The 20,415-nt window shown below is 50.8% G+C and carries 14 protein-coding genes and 2 pseudogenes; 6 read left to right on the top strand and 10 right to left on the bottom strand.

Annotated features, from left to right (window positions below; genetic code table 11):
• Positions 1–8: 8 nt before the first annotated feature.
• Positions 9–3,059 (bottom strand): ATP-binding protein, encoded by a 3,051-nt coding sequence (locus ACFQJB_RS14180; protein ID WP_379728437.1) that lies wholly within the window; start codon positions 3,057–3,059, stop codon positions 9–11.
• A gap of 800 nt (positions 3,060–3,859) precedes the next feature.
• On the opposite strand from ACFQJB_RS14180, the gene ACFQJB_RS14175 reads away from it, so the two are divergent.
• The gene (locus tag ACFQJB_RS14175; RefSeq protein ID WP_379728435.1) at positions 3,860–4,936 is read left to right on the top strand and encodes a tubulin/FtsZ family protein; all 1,077 of its coding nucleotides are present in this window, start codon (positions 3,860–3,862) and stop codon (positions 4,934–4,936) included.
• A gap of 161 nt (positions 4,937–5,097) precedes the next feature.
• Here the strand turns inward: ACFQJB_RS14175 and ACFQJB_RS14170 are convergent, their stop codons facing one another.
• The 3 genes from ACFQJB_RS14170 to ACFQJB_RS14160 form a co-directional block, all read right to left on the bottom strand.
• Positions 5,098–5,238: a hypothetical protein gene (locus ACFQJB_RS14170; protein ID WP_379728433.1), complete on the bottom strand. Its 141-nt coding sequence runs from the start codon at positions 5,236–5,238 to the stop codon at positions 5,098–5,100.
• Between the two features lie 25 nt (positions 5,239–5,263).
• Positions 5,264–5,695 (bottom strand): TRAM domain-containing protein, encoded by a 432-nt coding sequence (locus ACFQJB_RS14165; RefSeq protein ID WP_379728431.1) that lies wholly within the window; start codon positions 5,693–5,695, stop codon positions 5,264–5,266.
• Positions 5,696–5,789: 94 nt separating this feature from the next.
• Positions 5,790–6,278, bottom strand: coding sequence for a hypothetical protein (locus ACFQJB_RS14160; RefSeq protein WP_379728429.1), 489 nt, complete (start codon positions 6,276–6,278; stop codon positions 5,790–5,792).
• Between the two features lie 219 nt (positions 6,279–6,497).
• Between ACFQJB_RS14160 and ACFQJB_RS14155 the strand changes: the two genes are divergently transcribed.
• Positions 6,498–6,914, top strand: coding sequence for a winged helix-turn-helix domain-containing protein (locus ACFQJB_RS14155; RefSeq protein WP_379728479.1), 417 nt, complete (start codon positions 6,498–6,500; stop codon positions 6,912–6,914).
• Positions 6,915–7,122: 208 nt separating this feature from the next.
• Here the strand turns inward: ACFQJB_RS14155 and ACFQJB_RS14150 are convergent, their stop codons facing one another.
• Complete coding sequence (locus ACFQJB_RS14150) at positions 7,123–9,099, bottom strand: beta-propeller domain-containing protein (protein WP_379728427.1); 1,977 nt, start codon at positions 9,097–9,099, stop codon at positions 7,123–7,125.
• A gap of 487 nt (positions 9,100–9,586) precedes the next feature.
• Between ACFQJB_RS14150 and ACFQJB_RS14145 the strand changes: the two genes are divergently transcribed.
• Positions 9,587–9,874, top strand: coding sequence for a PadR family transcriptional regulator (locus ACFQJB_RS14145; protein WP_379728425.1), 288 nt, complete (start codon positions 9,587–9,589; stop codon positions 9,872–9,874).
• A gap of 104 nt (positions 9,875–9,978) precedes the next feature.
• Here ACFQJB_RS14145 and ACFQJB_RS14140 read toward each other — a convergent pair whose 3' ends face one another.
• The 4 genes and pseudogenes from ACFQJB_RS14140 to ACFQJB_RS14125 form a co-directional block, all read right to left on the bottom strand.
• On the bottom strand, positions 9,979–10,803 hold the full coding sequence (locus ACFQJB_RS14140; RefSeq protein WP_379728423.1) for a response regulator: 825 nt from the start codon (positions 10,801–10,803) through the stop codon (positions 9,979–9,981).
• 683 nt (positions 10,804–11,486) lie between these two features.
• Positions 11,487–12,760: pseudogene (locus ACFQJB_RS14135) on the bottom strand (orc1/cdc6 family replication initiation protein).
• 748 nt (positions 12,761–13,508) lie between these two features.
• Entirely contained in the window at positions 13,509–13,913 is a 405-nt protein-coding gene (locus ACFQJB_RS14130) for a hypothetical protein (protein ID WP_379728421.1), read from the bottom strand.
• Positions 13,910–14,783, bottom strand: a pseudogene (locus ACFQJB_RS14125) (ParA family protein). The gene ACFQJB_RS14130 and the pseudogene ACFQJB_RS14125 overlap by 4 nt, the downstream one beginning before the upstream one ends.
• Before the next feature lie 221 nt (positions 14,784–15,004).
• Here ACFQJB_RS14125 and ACFQJB_RS14120 point away from each other — a divergent pair.
• The 3 genes from ACFQJB_RS14120 (at position 15,005) to ACFQJB_RS14110 (ending at position 17,426) form a co-directional block, all read left to right on the top strand.
• The gene (locus ACFQJB_RS14120) at positions 15,005–15,595 is read left to right on the top strand and encodes a DJ-1/PfpI family protein (RefSeq protein ID WP_379728419.1); all 591 of its coding nucleotides are present in this window, start codon (positions 15,005–15,007) and stop codon (positions 15,593–15,595) included.
• Between the two features lie 292 nt (positions 15,596–15,887).
• Positions 15,888–17,012: a tyrosine-type recombinase/integrase gene (locus tag ACFQJB_RS14115; protein ID WP_379728417.1), complete on the top strand. Its 1,125-nt coding sequence runs from the start codon at positions 15,888–15,890 to the stop codon at positions 17,010–17,012.
• A 39-nt stretch (positions 17,013–17,051) separates the two neighbouring features.
• Positions 17,052–17,426 carry a hypothetical protein gene (locus ACFQJB_RS14110; RefSeq protein WP_379728415.1) on the top strand — a complete coding sequence of 125 codons (375 nt, stop codon included), beginning with the start codon at positions 17,052–17,054 and terminating at the stop codon, positions 17,424–17,426.
• Positions 17,427–18,022: 596 nt separating this feature from the next.
• Here ACFQJB_RS14110 and ACFQJB_RS14105 read toward each other — a convergent pair.
• On the bottom strand, positions 18,023–20,173 hold the full coding sequence (locus ACFQJB_RS14105; protein ID WP_379728413.1) for a type B DNA-directed DNA polymerase: 2,151 nt from the start codon (positions 20,171–20,173) through the stop codon (positions 18,023–18,025).
• Positions 20,174–20,415 lie beyond the last annotated feature (242 nt).

The raw sequence follows: 20,415 nt of genomic DNA, 5'->3' as shown, positions 1-20,415 counted from the left end.
TATCCCGCTTATGAAGGGATCGCCTTTACCGACACAGTAGTTCTTGCGACTGCTTTCACGGATGTTTTCAACGTCTGATGGAACGGCAAACTCACCCCCGAGTGACCTGGGGGAACGGGTAGAGCCTCCATTGTGATTATCTCTGCTTTGTCTCCGAGGAATTCAGTTGACGGTAATTCACACACCCACTCACCCGTTGCGAGTCCTGAGATACGGTCTTTGATCTGCTCAGAGTCTAAGTCCTCATGGAACAGCGAGTCTGAGAGATCGTCGTCGATGGAGATGTTCCCAATCAGTTTTGTCTTGACGTTGTTCAAGAGTTCACTGTAGGCAGTCTGATTCGCATCGGGATCATCGCCAAGAACCTGCTCAGGATACTGCATGATGAGCCCCAGCGAAAGGCCGAATTTCCGCCCTTCAGGGAGTATGTTCTTGACCACAACGTCTGAGCGAGCGATTGGAGCTGACTCCTCGATGATCACGTTGGCGCAGTAGTTGTCTTTTGATGGCGTGTAGAGTGACTTTGCTGATGACCACAAGTGCGAGAGGAACAAGACAGAGAACATCTTACTGGAGTCTCCTTGGATGTTCCCTGTATCGATGAGAATGACTTTGTTTGAGTTGAAGACCTCTTTCAGATCGAAGATTGCGCCGGCGTCTGGCTTGTACCAGTTCTCGCTGTCACTCCACGCCTCGTCGGGGATGTCTACGGAGAGCATGTCCCAGATGAAATCTCGCTCTTTGAGTTTCCGAATACGATTGAGCACTGCGTCTGTCGTATTGGTGAACTGGCGGGCATCTTTCTCGAAGTGAGATTCTAGCATATTCCGCAGCTGGGGATCGCTTGTGTTGGGGAGAGCTCTTGCCTTGTTCTGAATCTTATCTTCTCCACCTTCTGCGACACGCTTCCCGTATTTCGCGTAGTCCTGAGCTACCTTGAGGAAGTCGCCGATAGAGAAGTGATCTTTGCCGTATTCCTTATCGAACATAGCCTTCAGAAGTGAGGTGAGGATCTCGTTTGCGACGAAGGCTTGTTCCACAGTGCTCCGGCCGAGAGCGTAGTTGAGCACTTCGAAGTAGTGGTCGATGACCCGTTGGATCGCTATCGGCCGCGCCAAATCTGCCCCTTCTGTAAGTGGTCGAAGATCGAAGAATGGCATACAGGGGACTTCGCCATTCTTCTCTGGAACCTGGATGTACTCTACATCATCTGTCCCTCCGAACAGTGTTCGGTGGCAACTCAGGTAATTCTCACACATGTCACCGCCTGATGGGTCGACTATAATGAGCGGGCCATCAAGATTTGTATGGGCTGTCAAAGCATCGTTTAGCGTAGCGACAGTCTTCCCGTGACCAGTGCCGGCTGCTCGAATGTAGTGGGTTGAAAGATGATCTGCGCCAAGCTGAATCGTCTCTCGCTCGTTCATCTTGTCCCACCAGACGTTTTTCTCCTCAATTTGGCTTAGCGTCGATTGTTGGAGATCGTCGTCATTGTCGCGGAGTTCGGTCTGGGCTTCGCCGATCGCCATTCCGTTGTCAAACTTGTCGAAGATATCCTCATTTGGCGAGGTGAGCGGGGACTGAGACTTCGGTGCGCCGCCACTGCCAGCTTTTGAGGCCTTTGGGAGTTCGTTGATCGGCGGCACTGTAATGAAGTTTGCTAGCTCCTCGGTGTTTGTGACAAGGATCGGCTTCGTCCGACCCAAGGATTTGTATGCCGCAGGATAGGTGATTCCATGGTTCATCATCCGGCCAAATTCGTCTTCATCTTGGCCCAGATACTCACCTTGGACTTTGTAGAAGTAACCACTGAGATGATTCAGCCCATCGCTGATAGATTTGACTGTGGATTGGCTCGTTGATGCAGCCCGAATGCAGACGTTGTACGTGTTAGCTGGATCTTTGAGGTCGATCTGAGCCATCCGAGAGGTGCCGGGCCGGACACCATTTGCCTCCCGATCAGAGATTGTGCCACCAACCTGATTTGGCGTGTCTCCTCGTTGGCGAGCACTCTTTCGCTCTTTATTCACGCCGAAGACAGCGTCCATTGCTGTCTGGAAGAACATCCCGCCCATCGAATTCACGTTTCGCTTAAGCAGCATCTTCTGCTGGCTGGCTTTCCGGCTCCAGTCCTGGCGGGGCTCCATAACGACTTGATAGACCACTTCGCCATCGCTTTGGATTGCCGTTTCAAGCAAATTTGCGAGCGGCGACCGTTCAATGTCGTTGTCTTCAAGCCCGACGAGTCGGGTCATCCAGTCTTTGCGTTTCTTTTCGACACCGTTGAACCGAACCATGTGAGGAACTTCGGTGAACCCCTCAGAGAGGTCAAACTCCTCGCGATCAAACCTGTAGTCCTCTGGATACTGCGCTCGGATATTCGATGAGAGCCGATCACAGTCAACGTCGCCTCTTTCGCCAGGCCCAATATAGAAATCAAATTCGTTACTGTCGGCGGGCTTGTGGATGATGAATTCAAAGTTACTCACCCCTTCGACCATGCCGATGTGTTTCTCAATGTCTAGTGGCAGTTTCTTACCGCCGCCATACTCGTGTAGTCCAAACAGTTCTCGGGCAATTGTCTCTGCGTTGAGGTCACAGCGAACGGGTGTGATCTTGATGTACTCTTGGTTGCTGTCGACGCGTTCGATGAAGTCGGCAATTTCTTCGCCATCTTCGCGTTTCGGAGTGCTGTAATCACTCTTCTCTCTTTCCTCCACGTGGGGTTCGTCTGGCGTGTCGATCTCGACTGTTCCAGAGGGAGTCGCCTCAGCTTGTCTCGGTAGTGGGTTCGGGTCTGGCACTGTTACGAGTGCCAGTGTCGATAGTATCGAGAACATCCGTGTAAGCTGCCTCTTGCTCGTCAGTTGGAGACCGATCTGAGCGTTCATGGCTTTCCTGAAGCGTTGGTGGTGAATCGTCTTGCTGGCCGTGTGTGGCGTCTTCTGGAGTGGGTGTGGGTGAGAGCGATTCTTCGCTTCTGTGTTGCTCGTGACTCTCTCTTCTCTGTGAATTTCGCGTACTGTCTTCACTTGACGGAGATTGTTCGCCTGACCCATCTTCACTGCTTAGTTCTTCGTCAATCGGGCCAGAGCCGTTCCAATCATGGCCCCAAACTCCGAGGCCGCTCTCTTTGTCTTGGTCAGTTTGTGATTTATCTGGCGTCACACGAGATCATCACTCCGGCAGATTATGAGGGAATCGACAGATACTGCTCAGATCTACTGCGCAAATCTATCTTCATACAAAATAAACAGCGAATACTGCACACATTGTTACAACAAAATCACTGAATATACAATCTGTACAAAGAATATATTTATAAGATTTATTATTATCTCATTCGAAAACATCCCATTTTAATATATTTATAATTCGTCAAGAAAGGAATAGAGAACCAATAATCTCCTTTATTTATACCCCGTGTTCCAAGTATATACCTCCATCTCGCAGACGGTCAATTACATTCCAAACGTAGACATACCCCGTGAATTCAGTTTCACCGCGGCTGGCTGAGTATTTTATAGAAACAACGTCTATGTCTATATGGAACTTGGAATCACGTCACACGCTCCAAGTTTCTCCCCTATGGCGACACGAAACTCGACACTGGGCGTGTGTCCGTTCTGCGGTTCGACACTCGAAGCTGGGTCGATTATTCTTGAGTACGAGGTTGATGGCCAACGACGTGTCTACGCGCAGTGTAGCGAATGTGATGAACCCGTCCATCCTGAATGAGACAACACCACGGAGTCACGCAGAAATAGCGACACGCAGATTAATTCAATGAACCGAAGCGACTGGAAAGTGCGTTTTAGCCATCCCCAGATTGAAACTTCGGAACCTCGTCCGTTCTTGCATGAAGACAGTCCTCATTGGCGTCGGGCAAGCTGGCGGGAAACTAGCCGATGAGCTGGTTGCCTTCGATTACAAGCGAGGCTATGACTCGATCCAGAATGCCGTTGCGATCAATACGGCCAAAACAGACCTCCAACCACTGTCGATTGATACCGTTTTGATTGGACAAGATCGTGTCAAGGGTCATGGTGTCGGCGGTGACAACGAACTTGCTGCCGAGATCATGGATGCCGATATTGAAGAGATACAACAGAAAGTCGGTAGCCGCATTACCACCGAGGCCGGGTCGATCATCCTCACGACAGGCCTCGGTGGGGGCACTGGCTCGGGTGGGACGCCGGTACTGGCCCGCCGCCTTCGTGAAATCTACGAGATCCCAGTTTATGTGCTTGCGATTCTCCCGAGTACTGATGAATCGAATCTTGCACAGGTCAATGCTGGACGGTCGCTCAAAACGATCACCGACACGGCAGATGCCACGCTTGTGATCGATAATGACGCATGGAAAGCCACCGGTGAGAGTCTAACTGAGGGCTACGAACGGATTAACCAACAGTTCGCCAAACGAATTGGCCTCCTGTTGGCCGCTGGTGAGATGACAGACGGTGTCGCCGAGAGTGTCGTTGACTCTAGTGAGGTGATTAACACACTCCGCACCGGCGGGATGGCAGCGATAGGCTATAATGAAGTCCAAGCCGCCGAAACCACCGAAGAGAACATCAACACCGTCATGACTGCAACCCGCAGTGCGTTATTGTCAGGATTGAGTATCACCGGTGAGACGACTGCAGAAAGAGCCTTACTCGTCATTACTGGCCAACCAGATCGGATTTCGCGGAAGGGCGTCGAAAAATCTCGCCGATGGCTGGAAGATGAAACCGAGAGTATGCAGGTTCGAGGCGGTGACTTCCCGACTGACAGCGAGCAGATCGGTGCGCTCGTGCTCCTGGGTGGGATTCAGCATTCCGACCGGATCGAGGGCTTCTTCGAGCGAGCCAAAGAGGCTGCAGCAGCACCGACTGAAACGGAGGATGACGACGCAAAGATGTTCCAAAACGACGAGCTTGATGGCCTCTAACCCCACATTACTGATAATAAGGGGTGTGAAAGCACTGTCCAGATCCAATTTCTCGTGGCTACTTGTTGGGGCAGCTATTGAAGTGGTGGCCGGATGGCGTGGGCTGGTAGCTCAAGTTCTTCACCGTCTGGCAGTCGTATCCGGTAGCGGGGTTCCTCTATTTACTCGCCGGTGATTGTCGTTAGCTCGTCTTTGACGACATCGATGATGTGGCCATGGTCGCCGTGATACTGGTCATGATCAGGGTCTGTCTCGTCAGGGATATCGATGCGAACCGTGTCTCCAGTGCTGAACGCGGTCATACTCGTAGATATCTAGGAGAGTATCTCAGTTGTGTTGTGGCCTGTGATGTCGTTCAACAACCTCTCCAAAGGCAACATTCTCTTTTGCAGTTTCAATCCGAACGGTTGCTCGGTCGCCAACCTCTGTGTCCGGAACGATGACAACGTAACCTCGATCAATCCGGGCAATCCCGTCGCCTTGGTCACCGATGCTGTCAATCTCGACTTCACGTGTTTCGCCGACATCAACAGGCGGTTGTTGGTCTTCTTCCTGTTCAGGTGCTGGTTCGGCTGGTTGATCAGCTGAGGAGTCAGATATAGTGTCTGGTTCTCCCCGCAGAATCGCCACGCGGTATGTTTCAGCCGTGTCTATCGAGCCGTTTTCTATCTCTCGGTCAGGAATCTCAATGTGATATGAATCGTCTTCAGCACTCACTTGCGCAGTGAAGAGGCAAAGCAAGTCATCCGAAATTTCCATGCGGTAAATACACCGCCAAGGGTGAAAAGTTAATTCAATTTGGTACTGTGAAGTGCAGCGATACCCACGGAGAGAGCGGTATGGTTACGGTTGATCATCGTTCAATCGCAACGATATTTTCGAGTGGCTCTCGATACTCACCTTCGCCGACAACCGTTCCATCTGCGGTAATCCGATACTCTTCATCGTATTGGGTGAGATGTAGTTCAGTCGTCTTGTGGGTGACATCCCAGCCAGCGTCAGTAAACCGCTCAGCAAGACTGTCAAGCCATTCTGCGTCTAAATCGCCAGGTTCGATCTGTTCCAAGCGACCTGCTGGAAAGCCATACTGATTGATCTCGTGTTCGACGATCTGTTCGAAGAGCGTGTCTGGATCAAGATCTTGCCACTCGTGGATTGCACCGGCAAGGGCATCTCGAAACGCCACGATCACGAGGGGTTCGTCGGCAGGATAGTCTGGATTTTCCGTAGCAGCCGTGGTCGTTCCTGAATCCGTTTCGTGTTCCCAATCGGCGATTGTCTTGTCTGCGGGGCAGTTCACGACGATGGCTTCGTCGGGGTCATCATCGTCAGTATCAGCCACTGAATCGCCAACAGAGAATGTCACGGCTGATTGCTCGGGGGCCATCTTAGTTGTTCAAAATGAGCCGTCCATCAAGTATCTCCCGGCTGAGAAAGTCCACAGGTTCCCAGCATGATTTGTCTGTCCCTTGCTTTGCAGTCACCCATCAGAAATGTAAAATATATCATTGAAAGCTAACATGCTGAAGATAACTAGAGTTGCTTCAGAGTTCGATTGAGCATGATAGCAGCGGGCTATACCGGGGATCCGTCGGACTGTACAACTACGATGTCAGCGATAGAGCCCAAGAGCGAACCGCCGGCCTCACCACCGAACTCTCAGCACAGTACGGAACCACACACGACAGAGTCCATCGATGCAGAGTGTTTTCTGGAGGTGCTCTCCGACACGTATGCACGGAATATCTTGACGACTCTGGCTGATCGTCCGACAGCCGCCGCCACGTTAGCCGACGAACTGGATGCATCACGACCGACCGTCTATCGTCGGCTGAACTCTCTTGAGTCAGCTGGGCTGATCGAAAGTACCGTTGCACTCGACGCTGACGGTCATCATCGCAAACGATTCCACGTTATCGTGGACAGCGCAAATCTCACATTCGACAGCAGCGGGATTGAAATCACGGCTTTGAGCTAATTTCTCGCTATAGTGGAGAAATCAATCCTCCAGCCCCCAGAATGCCCATCGGCGCATGCAACCAGCTCCGCTCACACACTGCGCGAAACGTAGCGGTCGGCAAGCAACGCTCGCCTTCCAGCAGTCAATTCGTAGTGTTTGTGCGGTCATCGATACCACTCTTGGCGCTGTAACCCGTGTCAACAAGCGGATTAAGATCAGATAATGCTCAACCAATCAGTGAGATGTTGGTCTTGACATTGTAGGACGTTCTATCCACAGCTGTAAGTTGGGTCTCTGAGAACACTACTATCTGATCACCGTACAGCCGTGTCCGTTTGGCTGACTGGCCAGTTTTAATGACCTGATCTTTACCGAGCGTGGATCCACTGTAGTTGATGACGTACATATCATCCCCAGCAGGGACGTATGCATTCTGTTGAGCGGCATCGTTCATGAACGCATGATGTGACTCGGAGACAGTAGTTGAATACGTATTCTCCAACACGAGCGAGTCAGCGACCTGCGGTACCGATGGATCTGCAACATCGAACAGCACCACTTTTCCATTACCTCTCTGACTTTCACCGACACCCAACAACTGATCATCTCCAACTGGATGGAGGTATTCGGAAAAGCCGGGGAGTTTCAGCGTTCCGACCTCTTCAGGCGTGTTTGAGTCGCTCAGATCAATCACGTGGAGTGGGTCTACCTGTCGGTAGGTGATCACATACCCGCGGTCGCCAATGTATCGAACCGCATAGACTCGCTGGCCAGCAGCCATTCCTTGGACTGAACCCTGCATCTCTAAGTTTTCGTCAAGCACATACAGATCGTTTTCCGACTGCGCTCTGTCGTCTTCCATCACCGTTGTTGCAATCCGCAATTTACCGTCTTCCTCATCGAAGGCAAACTGATTCAGCGGCACTCCCGGTACCGATCCCATCGCAGACTGTGATAACTCCCCGTCGCTAGCGGAAATCTTCACAATATGAGACCGAAACAGATCGCGTTTGTTCGCAGCGAGATGGGCGTCGATATCCTCGGAAATGTTCTGTCGTACTTCCCGTGGGTTTTCCATTTGGCTGATGATGGTCTCAAACTCAACTCGTTTCGCTTGCGGGGACAAATCGTAACCTCGGAGTTGTTGTAACTCCTCTGCAGTGGCCGACCCGGCCTCGATCTCATCGCCCTCCAGGACGACAGTGATCGCGTCATCAATGTTGAACGAGTTTGTTTCATACGAGACGTACAACGAGTCGTCGGACATGTAGACTGCAGAATCTGCATCCGAGCCGAGGAACGTCAGTTCGTCTTTGACAGTTCCATCGCCCATATCGACGGCGAAAGTAGTGTAGACGGTATTACTGTTTGTTCTCGCGGTTGTCGGCGGCCGATGGATATCGGTACACTCGACGACAGCACGTGAGTCGATAGGTTGCACTGGACATGTGGCTGCCCGTTCACGAACGACAAAATAAGCGATATCACCTATTCGGCGGGTTGTAACGATTGAATTAGAGTCGTTCAGTGGAAGCGCCCACAGCTTTGCCTTCCTGTCGGTCGTAATGTCGTATCCTGTAATACGGCTCTCGTTGTAGACAACTAGCCGGGTGTCGGTTCGTAGTAATTTTCCGGTTGTGCTACTCGTGTTCGTGACGTTCAACCGCCCTGTATTCGGATTTTGGATGGTATGAAGGCCGCCATGTGTTGACTGCGGCGCCTGCGGTGGGAGTGATTCAACGTCCTCTCGCAGACGAGGCTCTGAGCGAATATACGTCGGCTCTTGGGCATAGTAGGTACGCCCGTCAGTGACCTTCACGATATCAGGCTCACCGACGCCTGTTTCTTGGACATTAGTCTGCCGGGTATCAAAGGTAAGCGTAGTTTTCGTGCGTCCGGCTCCATCATCCCCCGCCGCCTGTTGGGGTGCATCCATGGCGACATCCTCCGTTTCCGCCACTGTCCGTTCTTCGGTAGTACTCACACGTGGGGGTCGGTGGAGTTGCAATGCTATCCTACGGGTTTCATCAGTCCGAGCAAGATAGGCATCGAATGCTGCCTTGGAGTCGAACGTCTCAAAATCTCCTTCAAACTCAGCTGTGGACTGCGTCTCACTTTCACCATCGAAAGCATCCGCTGCTGCGAGCCCAATACCAGTAGCCACTATTGCTATGACAATTAATACGCCAACTTTTCTGTTCATACGGCTATCTTTATACTATCTAAATATACCAATTTGGTCGGGTACAGCGTGGATTTTAGTGATGTATTCTGGTAGTTAGTATCACCGTAGATGCATATTGGTGACATTCGCAGTCACAAAACTGGTTGCGCTTACCGATAGCCTTGATGACGGTGCACGCTTAGAATTTGTAAATGTTGGATAGCCTGTGTTCAGTTAGAATTGAGAGGATATAGAACTCGGTCGTTCTGATCTTTTGCTGGTGTTTTTGCACTTAGGACAACGTGTAGTTACAGTGTGATCGTACGTACGCCCACAATTAGAGCATTCAGACGTATTATTCATACACACAGAAAACCAGGTTTGAAATATAAAAATTCCCGTTGATTCATGCAAACTGATAATTGGCGAGGCTATCTTAATCGGGATTAAAAAGCATATGAAAATAAATTATAATTGAAATGATAGCTGCAGTTATATATTATTGCTTCAAACGCACAAGCAAATAATGTATGATCTAACCGCTTTTCAGCGCGATGTCCTGTACTGCATCGCCACAGATGAGAAACCCCACGGGCTCGGCGTTAAACAGACGCTTGAGTCGTACAGAGAGATCGATATCAATCACGGCCGTTTATATTCAAATCTAGATACGCTCGTTGAGAAAGGCTACGTCACCAAAGGGCGTATCAACGACCGGAAAAACAGCTACGGCTCGACTGCCGAAGGGGAAGCACTACTTGTTGAACGACAAGAATGGGAAGCTGATCGCCTCCCTGAGACACCAACAAGGTAGCTTTCCTGTTTAGATAACGGCACTCGCTGTGTCCAAAGAAGTGTTTGCCCGCAGGCTACCTGCAGCTTTTTATCAGGTGCTCGATGTGTATTTTGATCGCCGAGCTATGTCTCCCTGCGGCGACCAGAACTATTTTCGGCGGTTACGGGGTGTTCTTGACTCTCTTTGAGGTCTGTGATATCTTGAATGGCCCCTCTGATAGCGACGATTTCACCATTTTTTCGAATTGCCTCACCGTTTGTGTGTACCCAACGGATTTGATCGTCAGCATCAATCAGTCGGAGTGTCGCCTCATAGGACTCACCAGTGTCGATACAACGTTCGACCAGTCGTTTGATTTCACCGCGATCATCAGGATAATAAAATTCGATTGCTTCTTGCTTGGTTAGCTCAGCGTCGGGGTCAAGCCCGTATATTGCGTACGTTCCGTCAGTCCAGTGTGTGTCACCGGTCTGAACATCTAACTCCCACCCACCGGTGTTGGCGAGTCGTTCCGTAGAGGCGAGCAAATCCTCATTTCGCGTAAGCTCTTTTTGTGCCCGGTACTGGCTGACGGCGTTTGTGATTCGGTTCGACAGTAGTTCATAATGACTTGGGCCTACATCTTTCTGTAGATAGTCGGTTACACCGGCAGAAATAGCCTCGCTGGCAACCTCCTCTGAACCTCTTGACGTGTACAGAATGAATGGGAGATCTGGATAGTCATCTCGAATCGTTTCTAAAAATTCCAGCCCATCTTGGGCTGGCATCTCATAATCCGAGAGAATACAGTCCACAGGATCAGTTGTTAGTATTGACAACCCTTCTTCTGGGGTTGTTGCAGCCTGGACGGTGATTTGATCAGCCTCGCGTCCGAGACGATCAGCGACCAACTTACCAAAGTGGGGATCATCATCAACATGCAACACCCGTATTTGATTGCTTGTCAATCTCTTACGACCCCATGATCATTAGTCTGAAAGAATAGACAAAAAAGTAACTATTACTGAACTATTTTGACTGCGAAGGTAACTCGTTCAGTGATGCGAGAGATTAGAGTTGTCACATTCCGTGGTCTCCCGCTTTAATGCCGTTATTCTACCGACCTAACCCGATGCACGCTAGTGATTAAACACGGCCGTATTAATAACAAGATAGATGATCAGCCTCTGTATTATTCGACAGGACGAGTTCCAGTTGCGGAATAGCAAATCTACTAGCTCAGAACCTCAAACGCTTATATACGAGAAGTGAACCGCCTCGGGGTCAAGCCCCGAGGCACTCGGCCTGCTCCGCCTGTAGATATTGACGAGAACATCTGTGTTTAGCAAACCTCCACTCGAAAAAGGCGATGATCAAACACGTAAATGGGCTATAATACACCATAGAAAGCTTCTGGACGTAGAATTCACATCGATAGAGGGGTGTTATGAATAGCTACTATTATCAGTGCAAATTTCGATTTCGACAAAACCTATTTCAATATCACACATCGATAGGGGTGTGTGCTTAAATTCCCACGTGTTTACACGTTGCTCTCACAAAACACATCGATAGAGGGGTATCCTCACTGTTTTGTTCAACCATATCGACCCAGCGAAACACATCGATAGAGGGGTGTATTATTGAAATACTATGTCTCCTCTCTGATCTGTGCTTCCACGACTGACCCGACCGTTTCAGGCGCGACCATATCGATTCGGGAATCTTCATGTAGCGTCTCAATAATCGTTTCAGGTCGTTCACCAAACTGAAACTCCAGAAACATGCCGGAGCAGGGCCGTGACTGCGTCGCTCAAAATCAACCAGCGAATACGTCGTCATCTCCTTCATTTTGTTCACGTAGGTCTCTTGATGATACTGGTCGGCATCAATTGAATCGGTAAGATACTGATAAACCCGATATCCCGTTGTGCTGCGAGCAGCCTCATTATCTGCTTGCGATGCTACGGCTGCAGTCGCGTACAGACAGAGCTTCTTTTGAGTGCTGATACCACGAACCACCTCAAGAACACGGTTCTTTTCGACCTTGTCTTGTGCCGACCGAATATGGCTTTCTTGTACTCTATCATCGCCTTCTCGCTCAGCTAATTCACCGGCGACACGCATGAGATCGATTGCCTTTCTGGCATCACCGTGTGTTTGGGCAGCAAACGCCGCTGCCAATGGTATCACGTCCTCTGAGAGAGCACCCTCATGGAAGGCATCTTCTCGTCGACGGAGGATTGATTTGAGTTGCATCGCATCATAGTCGTCGAAATGAACATCTTCCGGTGTAAAGGAACTCAATGCTCGACTTCCGACCTCTTCCATCATCTTCGTGTCATTCGAGATCGCCACAACCGAGAGATAGGCAGTTAATTCGTCGTTAGCTCCAGCTCGTGAAAGCTGATACAACAGTCGCGAAAAGGCCGGATCTTGTTTATCACGGCGGCCAACCAGCATATCAAGTTCATCTAACACGAAAACCACGGAATCAAAGTTCTCGTTGACAATCCGGTAGAGTTCATCCCATTTCTCCTTTGTCGAGACGCCGTGTTTCGGAACCTGTACAGAGACTCCAGCTTCATCAGCTGCTTGTTCAGCGAGTTCATACACGGCGACACCAAGGGTATCGAGATCTTGGCAGTTGACCTCAATAGTTCCAAATTCGATGCCACGGTTCTCACAGATCTGACTGATATTCTTACAGACTGCCTTCGTAATGAGTGACTTTCCCGTACCGGAAGGGCCATACAAAAACAAGTTCGGTGGCCGGTTGTCGCCAAGAGCCACTCTGAGCATCTTCGTTACTTCCTGGAGTTGCTCATCACGGCCGACGATTCGATCCTCCGAGACGACGTGGTTAGGATCAAGGAGTGCTCGATCACGAATTAACCCCTCTTGCTCGTCGAATTCCAACAGCATCTCTTCAATGGATTGTGATGTTGTCGTGGGTTTAGTGGACTCACTTTCTCTTGGTGTCGATGAATTAACTGATGAGCTATCAGCCGTACTTGGATCATCACCACCTGACAAATCTATTTGTGTCGTCTCCGATTGAAGATCTGTGTTGTCTCCCCCGGAGTCGTCTCCATCCATACGTCACCCCATACAACCCTATGACAAAAACTTTGTTACCTATATCGAAGTGTGATTAGACTTTGGAAGGCTTATATTGCTGTTTCTGACGGGGTTTGATCTATAGGTAAGTCATAAACTCGTAACCAGTGACGAAGTGTGATCGAAGGAGGTAATGTTGAATATATAACAAGATCTCGGACAGACACACCCCTCTATCGATGTGTTTTCTAGGATAATGAGGCGGGGGAGAAAATTGCTACAGACACTCGAATTAGCCGTACTTGCTATATTCTCGGTGGAATAGGTCTCTGTAGCCCGTTTATTCTTCCTTCTTCTTCTTTCTAAAACTAGACTAGATAGATAGACAGACACACCTCTATCGAAGTGTTCGAGATGTTCGAAGCCGCCAGGCGAGTTTGTTTTTCCCTTCTATTGTAGATTTGTAGGTTATCTCGGGTATCACGGCCTCTACTGGCTGTTTGTACAACCGTGAACTCTCACATAGATTATTTTCTCCCTTCGAAAACATCCGGGAACACATCGATAGAGGGGTGTGTCTGATTAAAAAAGCTAATCAGCAAACTTGAGCCGATCAATCGAACGTGAGTCCGTAGCCCCACTCCTCTAACGTCGCTTCTGTTTCATCGAGGTGCTCTAACCCGACCTTCACAAGAGCCTCCCTCAGATCAGTCATAGAGACGTTGTCATCAAATCGCTCTTCCAGTTCTCGCATTGCCTCTCGTTCAGCTGTCTTTGTCTCAGCTTGCAAGAAGAGTGGAACTCTATCTCGATTGTCTTGGACACTGTCACGGCGGAACTTGTAAGGAATATTCATCGCCTGCTCTGTCGACTGTGATGAATCGTCTTCCGCTATATCATCTGGTTCTGATCCACCTTCCATTGCTGGGTCTGGAGCAGATGATTCTGATTTTTCAACGGCGACATCCCCCTCGTCTGCAAAGGGATCTTCACCGGCACCCTCTTTCATGCCAGTCATGCTTTGATCACCTCGTGATCGAGATCGCCTGGTTCAGGTGGGTTCGGTGCCTCAATCCCAGCCTGCTCTTCGAGATGGCGAGCAATTTGATCGAACTGTGCGAGTGTATCTAGTTCGTAATCTCGTTGCCGATCTCTGAATTCACGAACATACCGGAACGCCGAACACTGTTGCATCCAACACCCCTCCATCAGGGAAGCCCGTTCGCCGATAATCTCCGGGATTGTGTACTCTATTTCATCGAGAATGGCTTGCTGGTCACGTGTGTTTTTGAATCCGATTGGAACTGCTGCCATAACGCCGACTTCAACATCTAGTTGCTCTTCGAGCCCTGCTACGAGTGATTCCAATCCTTCTACTGCAGCGCGCCCTTAGCAGAGGGCTCGACAGGAATTACTAACGACCGTGTGGCATGGATAGCATTGTATAGATGCGGTCCTCAGTCGCCGGCGGGTCACAAATTAAGACATCATACTCATCAGGGATACCAGCATCCCGAAGTACACGCAGGAGTTGCGCATGCATGCCGAAGGCCTCACCCATGGCTTCGGCTTGGTCTTTTTCGCGTTGGAGGTACTCTGCGAGGTCAGATAGCATGTTGTGCTCTGGGATGATGTCGACGCCTTCAACAGTGCGAATCAAATCGTGAATATCTCCCTGCGGCCGACGAATCATGTGCCGGACGAGATTATCAATTGAATCTGTTCGCTGATCATCGACCCCAAACAGACGAGATAGATCGCCATCTTGTGGATCGAGTGGGACAACAAGTGGTTTCAGTCCTGCACGTGCGTGCGCAACAGCTAGATTGGCTGCAGTGGTTGTTTTACCGACTCCACCGGCTTCACTGTATGTTGAGTACGTTAACATGGTGTGTTCATTGCATGTGTTCATCTTTAATCTTCGTCAGACATATGTATGGTTAGTTACAAGTACAACAAACAATGAATACATGCAATGAGTGTATACACTGAACACACACAATGAACAAAACTATTGAATACTATTATATACACACCGCATGATCTTCGAGGTTGTGGTGTGCACAACCATTATGATTATAGAAGTGAATTCTGACGTGAGGGACAATAATGAGTAAACAGATACTGATGATTGTCGGCGACTTCGGAGAGGACTACGAACTGATGGTTCCATACCAAACTCTGGAAACTGTAGGCCACAGTGTTGATACTGTCTGCCCAGATAAAGAGGCAGGCGAGACGGTTAAAACAGCCATTCATGATTTCCGGGGTGACCAGACCTACCTCGAAGAACGTGGACACAATTTCAATGTTAACACGACCTTTGACGAGATCGATCCATCCGAGTACGATGCACTGGTAGTACCAGGGGGACGAGCACCGGAATATCTCCGCACGTACGATATTGTGCTTGATACAGTACAGCACTTCTTCGAAGCGGACAAACCGGTTGCAGCATTATGCCATGGGCCGCAGATATTGGCTGCTGCCGACGTTCTTGATGGGTATGAGATGACAGCTTACCCAGCTGTTCGAGCGGAAGTCGAGTCAGCTGGTTGTTCGTGGGTTGATGAAGTGACTGTTGACCAGAATCTTGTGACTGGTCAAGCTTGGCCAGATCATCCAGAATGGCTGTCAGCTTTTCTGGAATTGCTCGAATCTGACGTTGCAGCGGAGGAGCCGACGGCTGCAGACGATTGAATTAAACTGCGGAATCCAATTATCCGTTGTCTGGGTGTCGATAGAACAATCTGCTAATTAGCTTCTGCTGACTCGGACTCTCCAACCAATTGAAATGGATATTATATCCCCGCGGCAGATATTTTATATAGCATTATACGATTCATGGAACGAGAAATCATGATGAAACCCACGATATCAATTGGTTCTGACCCCAGAAAAGCAGTATAGTGTTAATTGGAATCCACTGTGTATTAGTCCAGTAATACACACTGGATTTAGGTGCCCCCGCGCTGTAGGGGGAGCACGAACGATGGAACCCGACACTCAGGATTCTTCCCCTGGCCCTCAGACCGTCGAAGACGCCATCGAGGAGTTTCTCAATTCTGGTACGAAGTCGGGGAACTACAAATCGAACCTTCGATCTGTCTTAGAGAAATGGTACGGGTGGCTCACTGATCGCGGCATCACCGAACTCAACGCAGTTGACAAGCGAGTGATGGCGAACTACGCTGAACACCTCCACCAACGGATCACTGCCGGACAAACTCCAACTATCGACGGTGGGATCAGTGCGGCGACCGCATGGACGTACCTCGATTACATCTCCGCGTTCCTTGATTACTGCGTCGAGTGGGACTACATTCCTCACAACCCGGCTCAGAAAGGGATCGTGAAGGGCGAACTCCCAGATCGCCCCACAAGTGACAGTAGTGCTCAACAATTCTGGTCGCCTGGTAATCGCGAGGAACTAATCACCTATGTCGACGACCAGGCGGTTGAGGCTATCGACGAGGGCGGCCTACAGGCAGTGACCACACTTCGAGACCGCGCGCTCGTGTATGTATTGGCATACTCGGGAGTACGTGGCGGTGAAATCCTTGCCGACCCTCGTGATGATCGACGTGTCGGCCTCCGATGGAAGCACGTCGAGATCGAAGACAATCGGATCACTGTACTCGGGAAAGATCAACAGTGGGAGTCGGCACAGCTCCCCAAGCAAACCCATCACCCGCTTAGACAACTCCGCCGAGCACTTGATCCTCCGGCAGAGGAGTGGCCAGTATTTCCCTCGAACCATGCCCCCTCCATCTATAGTAAGCTTCCTGACGAGTGGGAACGACCAGCAGATGATGACCAGAGCCTGCTTGACCACTGTCGATCTCTTAGCGTGATGCCGCCAGCATTGTCGACGAACGGTGGTCGGAACGTCCTCAAACGAATTTGTGACGAGGCAGACCTCGATATCGACGGTGAGTATCTGAAGCCACATGGAGGGCGGCGTGGAGCTGGGGAAACGCTCTACCGAGAGCTAGATGCTGCCGCAGCGCAGCGAGCCCTTCGGCACAAAGACCCGGCGACGACTTCGAAAATGTACTCACACATTGATGCGAGCGAACTGGCCGAAGACACTAGTGAAGCCTTCGACAATAGCTAACCAACATATCTAATATTGCACAGGCTATTGTTGGTTAGCATGGTCGATGATAAACCAAATCCTCCTTCCAACCTCCCGCAGTATCTCGCCACTGGTGTTGAGAAGCAATCGCCTGAAGGTCTCCGTGACCTCGCTGCTTACGCAGAGCGGATGGCTGAGTGGATGGAAGCCGAGGCACAACGCGAGCTTGAAGAACGGGCTGACCAGTCGGCCACAGAGACCCCCGAAGAATGGGATGACGACGAGTGGGAAGAGGCTGTTGACGATGCTCGCAAAGATGCCGATCTCCCTGCCTCAAAGGGGACACTCACCACGAAAACTATCGATGGGCGGGACTATTTTTACCTACAGTGGCGGGAGGGTTCGAAAATTAAATCGCAGTATGTCGCACCCGTGGTACCGGCTGAGACTTAATTGCGACCGAAACCATATTGACGCAAAAGCATAGTGGTCACGACAGAGTCACCACTCATCAATTAGGGACGCCGTCAGCCAAAAACTGGCCGACGGCGCAAACGTAGTGTGCTGGTAGCGGGGTCAAATGCTACGACCACCCGGAACAGGGTGGTCAGTCAATCATATGTCGACAAGCTATATCAACATGTCGGGAAAGGACACCGATGACTTTCATCACTGTTTGGGTCGGTTTCTAGTGACTTTGTGCCGTCATCTGATTTTCGAAAAATGAGTGTGCCATGGACTAATCGTCGATATACGACGGACGTATCGAGAAACTCGTAGTTACTAGACTTGATATTGGCTCCCGAAGCTATAAGACCAGATGCACTGAAAATAAACTGCAGTGCTACCACCATGTTCAGTGGAGTAGCAGGGTTCTAGGGGTCAATGTCGCCATCTCTCAAGGAGTGGAAGTCGGGGGAGACTTCCACGCTTGTTTTAGGGGTCGTCGCCTTCACTGAGTAGCGACAGCTTTGCGTTGGTCGGAAGTATAAAAATAGATACCGGCCAGAATATCAGCCATAATAACCAGCCATTGGCGGGTGAGGATGTCAATGAAACTCGGATAGGACTGGCTCACGGGTTCCTGAAAGTGCTTCTTGAATATCCGTGCGATCCCATCCGAGTGGAGCCAAGAGACTCTCGACAGCGCGAACAAGCTGTGTCTCGTAGTACGATGTGTCGTAGCTATCGATCTCCTCGTGGGCCAACGCAACGCGATCACGGGAGGTCTTCTCGTCGTCGACGACCACATACTCAATGTCTTGTCCCGGATGGACAGCGAGATCTTGATCGCGGGCCCGCTTCAGTGCCGCCACGTTTTGGGTGTTCTGGGTGTATCCCTCCAGCGGCTTAGTGACACGATTCCGTTCGATGAGTTGTTCGACTGGCACTCCTTCAGCGTGGAGTCGCTCAATAGCGTCTCGGAGGCAATCAAGGACGATATCCGGGGAGCGCGTCGCATCGAACTGTTCCAGACAGTCTCGCTGAACGGCCTCGATAAACGCCGGCGTCGACCGCTGTCGGGCTTCAATCCCTCTGAGTTTGAACTCATCTTTGTCGGCGACTTTCCCGAAGTACTTCGTTAACGCACCAGCATCGCTGTCACGCTGGGGAACAAACGCTACCCACTCGTAGTGGGCCTCATGCTCAAGCCGAATCTCGACGCGGTCAGTGATCTCCGTTGCGAGCACGTCGAGACCCTCACGATCAGCATCGTCGACAGTGGGATCAGGCGTTACCCAGATTGAGTCGACGATGCCATGGACAACGCGCCAACCACCGGCCTCAAGTCGCTGTTTGGCCGTCAGCAGAATCTCCCGCGCGAAGGCGTTGATCGCTTCATGACACTCGATCCGCCCGAACTTCGCGTTGCTAAACCCTTGGTAGCCAAAACAGGCGACGAGGATCCACTTCAACGCACTCGACTGACCCTCCAGTGCTTCGAGTCGCTGCTGGTCGGGGTCGTCTCGCTTGGATTCGCGTTGGATCTCGGCTTTGATTTCGTCGCGGGCGTCGATGAGTGGCTGGAGGACATCCACTAGATATCCTTTCTCTTCACAAATCGAATAGTCTAGTTCCGGCACGTCCTCGTGGTCGTTGTGGCAGTCACACCGGATCACATCCGGCGAGATGTTTCGTGTGCAGATGATATTCGGATACAGACTCGAAAAATCGAGTTCGTGGACGTTCTCATGAAGACCGACCTCGGGAGCAAAGATGAATCCACCGCGGTCACCATCGTGGAGTGTCCCCATCGGCTTGAAGAATTCATGTCGCCAGGAGTTCCACGGTACCAACACGTCTCGGTTGGAGGCTTCGACGATCTGCATCGCTGTGAGAACGTTCCCGATTGAGGCCCATGCAAGCTCTTGGAGTGGTTTCCGGGATCGGGACACGAGGTCGATGACGCCGTCGAGGTTCGTTTCCTCGTAGAAGAACGTGTTTGACTCGTCGATGATTACCCGACCGGGGATGTTGTACCGCGCTGGAGAGTGGCCCACCTGTCCGTAACTCGAATATGTTGAACGACTCGCCAGCTCTTGGTAGTCCACATCCGGCCACCGACTTAACGCGAAATCGTCGATATCGCTAGCCCTCGCCATCTGGTGTAATGTTGGAATGATGTCGCCCGTTGAGCAGATCAAGATATCTGGATCGTGTTCTTCAAGGGTTGCTTGGACAGTAGTCAGTATCTCTACCGGCGATCCAGAGACAGTGTCACCACCGATAGATAGCTCTCCGTAGACATCGTTACTCGTTTCGCTCATCGGGACGCTGAGCCGGAGCGTCGACAGCTCAGTCGTTGGTGTTGGATCGACACTGTTCTCCAGACAATAGCGGAATTCCCGTGAGAGATCGACGTTGAAGCAGGCGAGATTACCAATCGGATGCTCCGATAGCTGCCGTGTCTGTTTGGCAAGCGAGGTAATACGGTCAATGTGGCTGATGTCGACCGCAAGGACTAGCTCTTCGTCTCGTCGAAATCCGGGCCGTCGGGATACCATCTCAGTACTGACAACATCAGGGTGCTGATCGTACACCGACCGGAGTGTGGTGAGATCGAGGTCGGTTTCTGGCTCACGAGAGCCGACATAGAAGCGCGGCGTGTAACTGTCTCGTTCAGTTACGACGGCACCGTTGGTGGTTGCTTCCCATTCGAGGATTCGGCCATCGTTCAAGAAGTCGATTGTGAACGGCATCTGTGGGTTGTCGAACCTCCAACAAACCGAACCTTCCGGGGCTGGATAGATAGTGGCGTGTCGTTTCCGCAATTCAGAGAAGGGGTTTGGTAGCACCGCTACCGAGGAATAGCACCTTCTCCGTACAAGAAGAGAATGCCACCGTTCACGGCGTGGAGGATGTCACAGGTCTATCCTCGGTTGTTTCCGGAATCGGCTCCGGAATCCGCTGTGGATCAGTCCAACGAACAACAAAACACAAC

Origin of the sequence: Halonotius sp. GCM10025705 (genome assembly GCF_042662885.1) — an archaeon.
Taxonomy (GTDB): domain Archaea; phylum Halobacteriota; class Halobacteria; order Halobacteriales; family Haloferacaceae; genus Halonotius; species Halonotius aquaticus.
The sequence above is the reverse complement of the archived record's forward strand: the minus strand, read 5'-3'. Positions and strand labels throughout refer to the sequence as shown.